A 12,649-nucleotide genomic window follows, 5' to 3' on the forward strand; every position below is an offset into this window, starting at 1 on the left:
GTTTTGTGTAAGTTTTATTTGACCAGTTAATTTTAAAATATTCACCGATGAAGAAGATAATATTTTCCCTAGTTTTCACAGTTGCCTTCATGGTTGTCAGTTGCAGTGACTTCCTTGAAGTAACACCAAATGCCGTGTTGGATCAGGAACAGGTCTCCGGACCTGAGCAAATTGATAAGTTAGTGGTAGCAGCTTATTCCATGTTGGGAAACGATCACTACGATGCGCCTTTTAGTTTGTGGCCCTGGGGCAATGTACGTAGCGATGATGCTTACAAAGGCGGACGCGATGAAAGCGATATTCAGGATTACCATTTTTATGAGATTTCTGAGAATGTGTTGCCGACTTTTGGCATTCCTGATGCTTTATGGTACAACATGTATGTGGCCATTTCCCGAGCCAATGCTGCGCTTACTGTTTTGAACTCTGTTACCCTTGAGGAGTTCCCTGAGCGGGACGTCCGAATTGGTGAGATGAAGTTCATCAGAGGACACTTTTACTTTATGTTGAAGATCATCTATAAGAACATTCCTTATCTCGATGAAACAGTCCCTGTAGCTGAATATGGTAGTATTTCCAATGTTGCCTTAAGTAATTTGGAGCTGTGGGATAAAATTGCTCAGGATTTTGAGAGTGCCTACGAGTTTCTACCAGAAGACCAGCCTCAAGTGGGCCGTGCCAATAAATATGCCGCAGCGGCTTATCTGGCAAAAACCCGTTTGTATCAGGCCTATTTGCAGGATGAGCAGCACAATGTGACCAATATTGATGCCGGGTTTTTAGAAGAAGTTGTTAAGTATACCGCCATAGTCATGGAGTCTCCCTACCGCCTGGAGGACGACTTTGCCAAAAATTTCTTGCACGGGTCGTATGAAAATGGCCCTGAAGCCATTTTCTCCATTCAGTTTTCAACGGATGATGGAACCATGCATGGTCGTTTGAATTTTTCCGATGTGCTTTCGGTTCCGCAGGGACTCGGATGCTGCGATTTTCACAAGCCCAGTCAAAATTTGGTGAATGCCTTTCGGACAGTTGATGGCTTGCCAGATTTTGAGGATTACAATAGTACAGATGTAGATGTGAACTCTGAGTCAATGGATCCCAGACTGTTCCATACCGTGGCCATTCCCGGTTTTCCATACAAGTACAATGCTACAAGGACTTATGAGGAAGATTGGAACCGAAATCCCGGTGTATATGGTGTTTATGCTTCTTTAAAAGAGAATGTCGATCCTGACAGTGAAGTGTTTATCAATATCGATCCTTTTTATGGTAATTCGAAGAATCGGATTGTTATCCGTTATGCCGACGTGCTCTTAATGAGAGCGGAAGCCCTTATTGAACTGAACCGGCACAATGAAGCATTGGACCTTATCAACGAGGTGAGGGCCAGGGCTCAGTCCAGCACCACTTTTATTCCCTATGCCCCAAATCTGGAAGTGGCGCTTTATCAGCCAGGCGTTAATTGTACCTGGACTCAGGACTTTGCCCGTGAGGCCATGCGGTGGGAGCGACGACTGGAGTTGGCCATGGAAGGCAACCGCTTTTTCGACCTGGTACGCTGGGGGATTGCCGATGAGGTGCTCAACACCTATTATGAAGAAGAAACAAGCAGAAGGTCTTATTACAGCAATGCTGCCTTTGATAAGAATCAGGATGAGTACATTCCCATTCCGCAACAGCAGATCAACTTTAGTAAAGGTTTGTACGAGCAGAATTACAATTATTAATTGAATGTGTATTGGTTTGTTAGTAGAGCATTCAATCCTCAATCATATTAAAAAGAAAAATTATGAAGACGAAATTATTATATGCTATATCGTTTCTGTTTTTTGCCGGGTTGCTGATGGTAGGTTGCGAGCAGTCCTGGAACGAAGGTTCACTCGAACTTGAAGGTGATGTTACGATAAAATCTTTTGTTGTGGATGGTGTAGAAGGTGAGATCAATGAGAAAGAGGGTACGATTGATGTGAAAGTCCCCGATGGTACGAATTTGACTAATTTAAGTGTGCAAATCGATGTTCCTGACGGGGTTGTAATGACGCCTGACATCCGAAGTATACAGGACTTTTCTTCGCCAATTGTTGTGAAGTTAGTTAATGGAAATATATATAATGACTACATCATTACTGTCACTGAGTTATTCTATATTGGCTTTTTAAGTACGAGTTTGAGCGTCGAGGCCATCCTGGAGGACGATGAAAAGGCTGCAGCGGAATGGTTCTTCTCAAATTATGAAAATGGCGAATTTGTTAGTTTTGAAGATGTTCAAAGTGGAGAGGTCGATTTGGCTAAGTACCGTGTTTTATGGTGGTATTTTGATCAAAGTGCAGAATTGCCCGAAATTGCTCTGGATAACACTGTTTTGGCAAGTGTAAATGACTTCTATAAAAGTGGCGGTGGTTTATTATTGAATTCGCATGCCTGTAGATATTTGTGGTCTTTAGGGCGCATTGGTATTCAGGTGCCTATGGTCATAGGATCCGGAGAGGGCTTTGAAAATTCGGATACATGGGGTATAGGTGTGACTTTGCGTCCTGAAAACGGAGGTTGGGCTCATGATGTTAGCAATCATCCGGTTTATAGCGGAATTTCAATGAATGAAGACGGGGACGGTTACAAATGGTTTCCTGTAATTGGTCCCGGTTGGAAAGAGGACCATAATCATGTTATGGAGAATATGCCTGGATATTTTGGTATCGGTCCGAATGATAATCCCGAGATTTATGTAGCCTTTACAGAAGGATTGCAAGCAGAATGGCTTGGCGTTTGGGCAGGGATCAGAGATTACTGGATGGCAGGAGTTGTCGAATTTCTCCCGACAGAGCAATATCAGGGAAGGGCTATTTATCAAGGAATTGGTGGTTTTGAGTTTAACCAGAATGCGCAAGGGGAAATTAATCCTGATGGGGTAAATGCATATCAGGCTAATATCTACAGGTTTACAAGGAATTCATTAAATTATTTGGCCCGTAGAAAGTAATCAACCGGAGGCAAAGAACCTTGGTTCTTTGCCTCTTCCTTCATGAGTCTGGCAACAAAATCTATGTTTAATTAGACAAAAGCGTTATGTCACAAGTAAAAGATTTATTTCAGTTTGGTTTGTTTCTTTTTTTTGAGTTCCATCGTTTTACTTTCATGTGATACTGATGAGTTTGATTATCAAGGAGGAAAAACAGATTTTGAAGATGTATACCGTCCCCAAATTCATTTTTCACCCCAAAAAAATTGGATAAATGATCCCAATGGAATGGTTTATTTGGATGGGGAGTATCATCTGTTTTATCAGTATAATCCATTAGGTACTGTATGGGGAAACATGAGTTGGGGACATGCGATAAGTAAGGACCTGTTAAAGTGGGAGCAGCAAGCTGTTAAACTATACCCTGATGAATTGGGTGCTATTTTTTCAGGCAGTGCTGTAATTGATAAAAACAATACGGCTGGTTTTGGGGAGAATGCCATGGTGGCCATTTACACTTCTTCAGGACAAAAACAGACCCAATCCATTGCTTATAGCACAGATAAGGGACGTACTTTTACCAAGTACTCTGAGAATCCGGTTATTGAAAACCCTGGGATGGCCGATTTTAGAGATCCGAAGGTTTTTTGGCATGAAGCTACCAACAAATGGGTGATGTCTCTGTCAACACATCACACCATTACTTTTTACGGTTCTGCGAATTTAATTGATTGGGAATACTTAAGTGAGTTTAGATATTATGATGGGGGTCCCTATGGCATATGGGAATGTCCTGATTTATTTCCACTTGAGTTTAATGGAGAAAAAAAGTGGGTGTTGCTCGTAAGTACAACAAACGCACCTAATGGTGGTACGGCAACTCAATATTTTGTTGGGAGTTTTGACGGTCTCAGTTTTAAAGCTGATCCCGCACCTTATCCTTTGTGGCTTGATTATGGTCGTGATAATTATGCCGGTGTTACCTGGAGTAATATTCCTGACACCGATGGAAGAGCCATTTTTATCGGGTGGATGAGTAATTGGAATTATGCCAATCAAACTCCTACCAGTGGTTTCAGGGGAGCAATGACGCTGCCGCGTTCATTGTCATTGGTGCAGCATTCGGATAATTATTTACTGTTGGGGTCTGAGGTTGTTTCAGAGATTGAATCTATTGCATCAGATTGGAATAGCGTTTTTACAGGGACGATAGTCAATGAGTCTAAAACTGTAGAGATGGGGATCACTGCCCCACCTGCTTATGAATTGGAGATAGAATTTTCTGACGTTCAAGATACTAACCCGGTTCTCGAGTTGTCCAATGTGCATGGAGATATTGTAAAGATTGAGTTGGATCTGCTCAATGGACAGCTCTATTTTGACAGGCGAAATTCCGGCCATGTGTCCTTTAACTTTGCACATTTCCCCGGTCGTTTTTCTAGTCCCGTGCATTCAGGGTTGGATAAAATTAAGCTCAATGTTTTTGTTGATCAAAGTTCAGTAGAGGTCTTCATAAATGAAGGGTTAAGCTGCCAGACAAACCTGGTGTTTCCCAAGGAAATATATGACCAAATGAACATTGTGTCAGATAATGGAAGTTTGGATGTGAACATTGGGGTTCGGGTTTTTAATTCTATATGGTAATGTAAAGATTTATAGATGGGTTGACGTAAGAGAATGGTTTGAAAGGTTTATTGATTAAAAAATATTTGTATGAAAAGGATTGTGATTTATTTAGTGCTTGCTGTCATTTTTGCTGCATGTAACACCCGGACAGAAGTCGTTGTGCAAAAGGTTGATGATGGAGCTGTTCTTAGTTTTAGTGCAGACTCAAAATACCTGTTAATGCCTATGGAGGATGCAGCTCCGGAGAAGCCAATGGAAGTCGAGGTTAATAACGACCATTTCAACACCTTTGTTATTCGTCCGGCCCATAATCGGATTGATTATTGGGTACCGCTGGATTTATCCAATCTTAATGAGAAGTCGGTCACTATTCTATTGAATGAATTCGAGGGTTATGATTTATTTTTGGACAATGTAAAATTGGCCGACACCTTTGATTATAATTACGATGAGAAATACCGTCCGGCATTTCATTTTACCCCGCCTTATGGCTGGATGAACGATCCCAACGGAATGGTTTATTACGACGGCGTTTTTCATTTGGCCTATCAGTACAATCCTTTGGGAACCAGATGGCAAAACATGAGTTGGGGACATGCTACTTCCAAAGATCTGGTGACATGGGAGCATCAGCCGGTGGCATTGTACCCGGACACTTTAGGCGCTATTTTTTCGGGCAGTGCGGTAGTGGATATGCACAATACCACTGGATTACAATCCGGAGAAGAGAAAACATTGCTGGCCTACTTTACCCATGCTGGTCCAAACGGACAGGTCCAGAGTCTGGCCTACAGCAACGACAAGGGCGAAACCTGGACAAAGTATGAAAAAAATCCCATTCTGACCCATTTTGAAGATGATCCTGATTTTCGCGATCCTAAGGTGTTTTGGCATGCTGACACAGAGCGTTGGGTGATGGTCATTGCCCGCTCCCTAAAGAAAGAGATGGAGCTTTACTCCTCTGACAATGGAATTGATTGGCAGTATGAAAGCAGTTTTGGTCAAGGTCAGGGGGCTCAGGGAGGCATTTGGGAGTGTCCCGATCTGTTTGAAATGGCTGTTGAAGGCGAGGCGGGAGAAAGCAGATGGGTGCTGATTTGCAATCTGAATCCCGGAGGTCCTTCAGGCGGATCAGCTGCTCAGTATTTTATTGGAGATTTTGATGGCCGTGTTTTTACCAATCACGCTGAACCTTCTGACATTAAATGGATGGATTGGGGCAAGGATCATTACGCCACGGTTACCTGGTCGGATGTGCCCGAATCAGACGGCAGAAGATTGGCTATAGGTTGGATGAGCAATTGGGAGTATGCCAACGATGTACCTACTAAGAATTTTAGAAGTGCCATGACGGTGGCGCGTGAGCTCAAATTGGTAACCAAAGGGGAAGAGTTGGTGTTGGCCAGCTATCCTGTGGAAGAGTTGAAGAAACTCCGGACTGAGGAGATCTCTTTCGACCATATTGTGGTTGAAAATGAGCATGTAGTAGATAGTCTTTTGAACCATAACGAAGGAGCGTATGAGTTGACCCTGGCGCTTGATGCTTCTGATTCAGATGTGGCAGGGTTGACCTTGTTTAATAACAATGGTGAAGTGGTTGATATCTCCATCAGTTTGTCCAAGGGTGAATTGTATATGGATAGAACTAACAGTGGATTGACTGATTTTAATGATCGCTTTAAGGCGGTGACTTTTGCTCCGGTGGAGAAAAAGGAAAGGTACGAATTAAGGATCTTGGTGGATAAGGCTTCTGTTGAAATATTTGAAGGCAAAGGATCTACTGTGATGACTAACATTGTTTTTCCAACGGAACCCTACAACCGTCTTAAATTTTATACCAAAGGCGGGAATACCATTGTGCAGGATTTTAAAATTTATCGTTTAAATTAAAAAGTAAGAAGTATGCAATCGAATAAGTATATCTATTGGATAACCTTTGTAGCTATAAACGGGGGATTATTGTTTGGTCTGAATATGGCCAGTGTGGCCGGTGCTGTAAACTCCATACAGGATGTTTTTAGCCTGACAGATGGAGGATTGGGGGCAGTTGTTAGTGTGTTAACCATTGGTTGTCTTATCGGTGCGATTTCTACCGGTTATTTTGCCGATAAATTTGGCAGAAAGAAACTGTTGGTGATGGCCTCCATTCTTTTCTTAATTTCTGCGCTGGGCAGTGCTCTTTCGGGTTCAGCTATTGCTTTGGCTATCTATCGAATCATAGGAGGAATAGCTGTCGGTGCCGTCTCAGTGGCCGGACCCATGTATATTTCAGAGGTTTCTCCTCCGGAGAAACGAGGAACCCTGGTCTCTTTTAATCAGTTTGCCATTGTGATTGGTATTCTTTTAGCCTATGTGGTGGGTTATTTGTTTGTGGGTTTTGAAGATGGCTGGCGTTACATGTTGGGAATTCCAGCTGTTTTCAGTGTTATTTTCTTATTCTTTTTAATGAGTTCCTTTCCCGAAACACCACGTTGGTTAGTGGCCAATAACAAACAGGACGAGGCTTTTTCTGTGCTGTCTAAAGTTGGCGGAGACGTTTTTGCCAGAAAGGCCTTGGGTAAAATTGAGGATTCGCTAAAAGTCGATCGGACAAAAGATAAGGCCCGGTTTTCGGATATTTTTAAGGGAAAGACCGGGAAGGTGGTTTTGCTGGGAACTGTTTTAGCCGCTTTTCAGCAGGTCACAGGTATCAATGCGGTGGTCAACTATGCACCCATTATTTTTGAGTTGACAGGTGTGGCAGGTGAAACGGCTCTTTTGCAATCGATGCTGGTGGGCTTAGTCAATTTTCTGGCTACTATTGTGGCCTTGTATCTCGTTGACAGCTGGGGACGAAAAACACTGCTTCTATGGGGGGCTGTAGGGATGACCCTTTCTCTGGGCTACATTACCTATGCTTTTGCTTTCTCAGGTAGCAATGTTGGTATTTTAATTGCTTTGTTGGGTTATATCGCCTTTTTTGCTGCCTCCTTTGCGCCGGTCATGTGGGTGGTCACCTCTGAGATGTTTCCCAACAGGGTAAGAGGCATGGCTTTATCCTTTTCAACAGCTGTCAGCTGGATGTTTACCTTTGTAACGGTACAGTTCTCACCCTATATCCTGAATCAATATGGTGGAGCCGTACTCTTTGGCTTTTTTGGCTTCTTTAGTTTGCTGGCTTTTGTTTTTGTAAAAATATGGATTCCGGAAACTAAGGGTAAATCCCTGGAACAAATCGAGGAAGAACTGGGGATTGCCAATTAATAAATGTTGAATATTTCTTATTGGAAAAAGAGACGTTATGAATAAAAAAGTAGTAGGAATAGGCGAAATTCTTTGGGATGTTTTTCCCGAAGGAAAGGTTTTGGGAGGGGCTCCGGCTAACTTTGCTTACCATGCCACGCAGCTGGGACTGGAAGGTTATGCGATAAGTGCTGTAGGTAAGGATGATTTGGGTGATCAAATATGGGAAGCCTTGAAAGGCAAACCTTTGCAATGTATGTTGGAGGAAACAGCGTTTCCTACAGGAACGGTAAAGGTTACCTTAAATGGCAATGGTATTCCGGAGTATGAGATCTGCGAAAACGTGGCATGGGATAACATTCCTTTGACCCATGAGATGAAGGAGCTGGCCCAACAAGCAGATGCTGTTTGTTTTGGGTCCCTGGCTCAGCGACATCCGGTCTCCAGAGCCAGCATTCAGGCATTTGTTGGTTTAGTTTCTTCCAATGCCTTGAAGGTTTTCGATATCAATTTGCGGCAATCCTTCTACAATCAAGCGATCATTGTTGATTCCCTCAAGATGGCCAATGTTTTAAAGATCAACGAAGAAGAATTGGTCCGTGTGGCTGAGTTGTTGGAGATCAAAGTGGCCGAGGAAGGACTGATTTGTCAGACCCTTATGGGTGATTACGATCTAAACATAGTGGTGCTAACCCGGGGTGAGAATGGCAGTTTTGTATTCTCAAAAAATGAGACATCGTTTTTAGAAACACCAAAAGTGGAAGTGGCCGATACGGTTGGGGCCGGCGATTCTTTTACCGGTGCCTTTGTGGCAGGTCTGCTAAATGGCAATGACATTGCCCAGGCGCACAAAAGAGCTGTAGAGGTGTCTGCCTATGTTTGCACCCAAAAAGGGGCGATGCCCGTTTTGCCTTCAGCCCTTTTAAAGTAAAATAGTCAATGGAAGCTTTATTGGCAGGCGCAAGGGGGTTGTCCAAATGACTTCTTTGTGCCTGATTTTTATATAGGTTGCATTTGTTGCCATTTCAAACTGCAAAAGGATTTGTTTTCTGAGTCGTTTGCTATTACCTTTTAATGACCTATCTTCATGATGCGTTAATCATTTAACCAAAATTGATTGAAGGGGAATTGTAATGAATGGGTTTTCAATGATAAGAGGGCTTTTGTTTGGATTATTGATAGCTGTCCTTTTCCACAGCTGTGAAAGAAAATCCAGAAAAATGGTGATTGGTGTTTCCCAATGTAGTGACGATGCCTGGCGCGATAAAATGAATATGGAAATGCTGCATGAAACAGCACTTCATAGCAATATTGAATTGATTGTATTGTCAGCCAACGACAACAATGAACAACAAATTCAACACATTCAGCAGTTGATAGATCAAAAGGTAGATCTTTTAATTATCTCTCCTAATGAGGCGGCTCCCCTCACCCCCGTTGTTGAAAAGGCTTATGATTTAGGATTTCCCGTTTTGTTGGTGGATAGGAAAATACTATCGGACAGGTATACTGCTTTTATTGGAGCCGACAACTATGCCATTGGACAGGAAGTGGGCACTTATGTGTCAACTGTTTTGGGAAGAGCCGGGACCGTTCTTGAAATAAAGGGATTGGAAGGATCCACCCCTGCTATTGACCGGAACCAGGGCTTCTATTCCACTACAAGTCGATTCCCTGATTTAAAAGTCGTTGAGAGCTTCGATGCAGAATGGTCTGAAGATATTGCCTATGAAAAAACGCTGGCATTTTTGAATAGTCAAAAGCGGGTTGATCTGATTTTTGCACACAATGATCGAATGGCCTCAGGGGCATTTAAGGCTGCAAAGGAGCTTGGGATTCAAGATTCGATTGCTTTTGTTGGTATTGATGCCTTACCTGGAGAGGATGGTGGTATTGAAAAAGTATTGGAAAAGGAGCTGACTGCGACTTTTATTTACCCAACAGGAGGGGATCGCATCATACAATTGGCTTTGAAAATTCTTAATGACGAGACCTATGAGAAAAACAATCCACTGGTCACGGCCGTCGTTGATTTTACAAATGCCCGGGTGTTGAAACTTCAGAGTGATGAGATTTTGGATCAGAGAGATAAGATTGATTATTTCAATACCAGAATTGATGTCTTTACCTCGCAATATGCCATGCAGCAGTATTTGTTGTATAGTGCCATTGCTATTGTCCTTCTTTTGGTGGTGCTGTCCCTGGTTCAGTACCGGGCCTATCGGTCAAAGACCCTGATGACCATCAAGCTGGAGCAAAAAAATGATGCCATTAGTAAACAAAAGCAAATTGTTGAAGAACAGCGCGATCAGTTGGTGGAGCTGTCCCGAAAGTTAGAAGAAGCCACTTTTGCCAAGCTTATGTTTTTTACCAATATTTCGCATGAATTTAGAACGCCATTGACGCTCATCGCCGGGCCTTTAGGTACGCTTCTGGAAAGTGAAGATCTAAAGAGCAATCAAAAGCGATTGCTGACTCTGGCACAAAGAAATGTTGAGATTCTCCTTAAACTGGTCGATCAGATCATTGATTTTAGAAAATTTGAGACGGGGCAATTGCATTTGGATTTGCAATGGGGAGATATAAAGCAGGTCATTGAAAGTTGGAATGAGTCGGTTCAGGAACTGGCCATTAAAAAGCGGGTGCGACTCAGTTTTAGCTCCATGAGTGATGTGTCCTACACCATGCCCTTTGATTTGCTGAAGTTTGAAAGTATTTATCTTAATCTGCTATCCAATGCCTTGAAGTTTACCCCCTCGGATGGATTCATCAAAGTGAATCTTGCCCAGATTGAAAAGGATGGTCAGCCCTTTTTATCCATTGAAGTCAGCAATTCTGGCAAAGGCATTCCGAAAGAAAATAGGGATCGCTTATTCGATCGATATTATCAGATTGAATCAGGAGCTGGCGGTTCCGGCATTGGTCTGGCCATTGTTAAAGCATTTGCCGAGCTGCACAGGGGTTCTGTTGAAGTAGTTGGAGATACATCCTCAACAACTTTTAAAGTTTTGTTGCCCTATCATCAGCCTGTGGCTGAGATTGGAAAGCATAGTCCTGAAGCCATTGCTGACAGGCCCATGATTCCTGTTGTCCCTCAGCCAACAAAGGATCCTTTTGTCAATGAGCAGGACATTGATGACCGCCAAAAGGTATTGGTCATTGATGACAATCCTGAAATCTGTTCTTATGTGCGGTTGATTTTGGAATCCAAATTTTTGGTTCTGGAGGCTGAAGATGGATTGTCGGGCTACAAAATAGCTATGAAGCATGTGCCGGATTTGATAATTTCAGATGTGATGATGCCCGGGATGGATGGGGTCGATCTCAGTCGAAAGCTAAAGACTGAAATATCCACCAGTCATATCCCTATCATACTTTTAACCGCTTGTTCACTGGATGAGCAACGCATCACAGGTTTAGAAAGCGGCGCTGATGATTATATTTCCAAGCCCTTTAATGTTAAAATTTTGGAGGCACGCATCCAAAATTTGCTTGAAAATCGCAAACGTTTAAAGGAAGTCTTTAGTGCCGGATTTTTCTCTAAGTCCGATTCTCCGGAGCTGGATAAGGATGCAGATCAATCATTTATTAATAAGTTCAGACATTTGCTTGAGGACAATTACACGGAATCTGAATTGAATGTCGAAGATTTGGGACGAAACATGGGGCTCTCCCGGTCGCAACTCTACAGAAAAACAAAAGCCCTGACAAATTACTCGCCCAATGAACTTTTACGTATAATGCGGCTGCAAAAGGCTCAGGAATTAATCAACACCTCAGAGTTGAGTGTCTCTGAAATTGCTTATAGAGTTGGATTCACTTCTCCTTCTTACTTTGCCAAGTGCTTTAAAGATTACTATGACAAAAGTCCAACGGATTATCAAAAGTAATGAACTTGGATGGTTGAGATGAGGATTTTTAACCATTTAAAACTCCCCAAAGCCAAAGGCTTCGGGGAGCAAAAGTGGAGCTGGAGGGAATCGATCGCCACATTGTTGTAATCGTATTTCCTTTTAATGTGTGAATTATATCCATTATTCTCCTTTTGTAATTGTTTTTCTCTTATCTTTGATGGAAGTGTTTTTCCTAAAACAGTATGAAAAATAAATGCATTTCTCCACAGGTGACTTTTTTTCACGGAAGACAAGCACCAGAAGAAGGATTTCTGGAAGGCTATGGAGCAATTATTGAAAACTTTAGCTTGTCTGTAACGCTTCCGGCCAAACTCACTTTAATCAGTCAGAAAAAAAGGAAGTATGAAACCGATGGATGGATGGTCTTTCCTCCAAAATATAAAACTGACAATACACTTTACAGGCAACTTGTTTTTGCTTTAAAATATGAAGGGATCAACCTGTTAATATTTAAAAAGCTATTTGAATCTATTGATCACAACGAACTGGCAGAAATTGTTCAGATGGAACCCACAAGCCAGTACAGCCGGAGAATCTGGTTTTTGTATGAATGGCTCATGAACCATTCACTTGCTATTCCAGACCTGAAGCAAGGTAATTTTGTTCCATTGGTTGATGAGAAACTTCAGTTTGCTGTTAGAGGGGAAAGATCATCCAGCATCGAATTATCAATAATTTGCCAGGAACTCCTGATTTTTGTCCTCTCATTTATAAAACAGAAAGGCTCGAAGAATTTGTTTTCTCCAATTTGCATGATAAAAAAAGTAACTATATAAAAGGGATCCATAAAGATGTGATGCAACGTGCTGCATCTTTCCTACTGCTAAAGGATTCAAAAGCATCTTTTACCATTGAGGCGAAAACCCCGGCACCAATCGGGCGCTAAGATGGGGTAAAGCCATAGGAGAGGCCGGACGTAATCCTC

At 42.4% G+C, this 12,649-nt stretch carries 8 protein-coding genes; all 8 read left to right on the forward strand.

Going from position 1 to position 12,649, the window contains the following annotated elements; translation table 11 throughout:
- Positions 1-47: 47 nt before the first annotated feature.
- The 8 genes from JCM15548_RS02380 to JCM15548_RS22670 all read left to right on the forward strand — a co-directional run bounded on the left by JCM15548_RS02380 (position 48) and on the right by JCM15548_RS22670 (position 12,500).
- On the forward strand, positions 48-1,730 hold the full coding sequence (locus tag JCM15548_RS02380; protein ID WP_062122280.1) for a RagB/SusD family nutrient uptake outer membrane protein: 1,683 nt from the start codon (positions 48-50) through the stop codon (positions 1,728-1,730).
- 62 nt (positions 1,731-1,792) lie between these two features.
- Entirely contained in the window at positions 1,793-2,983 is a 1,191-nt protein-coding gene (locus JCM15548_RS02385; protein WP_062122281.1) for a DUF4960 domain-containing protein, read from the forward strand.
- 132 nt (positions 2,984-3,115) lie between these two features.
- Positions 3,116-4,606, forward strand: a complete 1,491-nt coding sequence (locus tag JCM15548_RS02390) for a glycoside hydrolase family 32 protein (RefSeq protein WP_227625369.1) — start codon at positions 3,116-3,118, stop codon at positions 4,604-4,606.
- A gap of 69 nt (positions 4,607-4,675) precedes the next feature.
- Positions 4,676-6,478 (forward strand): glycoside hydrolase family 32 protein, encoded by a 1,803-nt coding sequence (locus JCM15548_RS02395; RefSeq protein ID WP_062122283.1) that lies wholly within the window; start codon positions 4,676-4,678, stop codon positions 6,476-6,478.
- 12 nt (positions 6,479-6,490) lie between these two features.
- Positions 6,491-7,831, forward strand: coding sequence for a sugar porter family MFS transporter (locus tag JCM15548_RS02400; protein WP_062122284.1), 1,341 nt, complete (start codon positions 6,491-6,493; stop codon positions 7,829-7,831).
- Positions 7,832-7,868: 37 nt separating this feature from the next.
- Positions 7,869-8,741: a carbohydrate kinase family protein gene (locus JCM15548_RS02405; protein ID WP_062122285.1), complete on the forward strand. Its 873-nt coding sequence runs from the start codon at positions 7,869-7,871 to the stop codon at positions 8,739-8,741.
- A 289-nt stretch (positions 8,742-9,030) separates the two neighbouring features.
- Entirely contained in the window at positions 9,031-11,700 is a 2,670-nt protein-coding gene (locus JCM15548_RS02410) for a hybrid sensor histidine kinase/response regulator transcription factor (protein WP_062122286.1), read from the forward strand.
- 206 nt (positions 11,701-11,906) lie between these two features.
- Positions 11,907-12,500 (forward strand): hypothetical protein, encoded by a 594-nt coding sequence (locus JCM15548_RS22670; RefSeq protein ID WP_227625360.1) that lies wholly within the window; start codon positions 11,907-11,909, stop codon positions 12,498-12,500.
- Positions 12,501-12,649: the final 149 nt, after the last annotated feature.

Source organism: Geofilum rubicundum JCM 15548, assembly GCF_000974365.1.
Lineage (GTDB): Bacteria > Bacteroidota > Bacteroidia > Bacteroidales > Marinilabiliaceae > Geofilum > Geofilum rubicundum.

Bases quoted from the DNA above. Each gene is read 5' to 3' on its own strand.
- JCM15548_RS02410 (WP_062122286.1), top strand. From the start codon at position 9,031: ATGGTGATTGGTGTTTCCCAATGTAGTGACGATGCCTGGCGCGATAAA.
- JCM15548_RS02385 (WP_062122281.1), top strand. From the start codon at position 1,793: ATGAAGACGAAATTATTATATGCTATATCGTTTCTGTTTTTTGCCGGG.
- JCM15548_RS02400 (WP_062122284.1), top strand. From the start codon at position 6,491: ATGCAATCGAATAAGTATATCTATTGGATAACCTTTGTAGCTATAAAC.
- JCM15548_RS22670 (WP_227625360.1), top strand. From the start codon at position 11,907: ATGAAAAATAAATGCATTTCTCCACAGGTGACTTTTTTTCACGGAAGA.
- JCM15548_RS02405 (WP_062122285.1), top strand. From the start codon at position 7,869: ATGAATAAAAAAGTAGTAGGAATAGGCGAAATTCTTTGGGATGTTTTT.
- JCM15548_RS02395 (WP_062122283.1), top strand. From the start codon at position 4,676: ATGAAAAGGATTGTGATTTATTTAGTGCTTGCTGTCATTTTTGCTGCA.
- JCM15548_RS02380 (WP_062122280.1), top strand. From the start codon at position 48: ATGAAGAAGATAATATTTTCCCTAGTTTTCACAGTTGCCTTCATGGTT.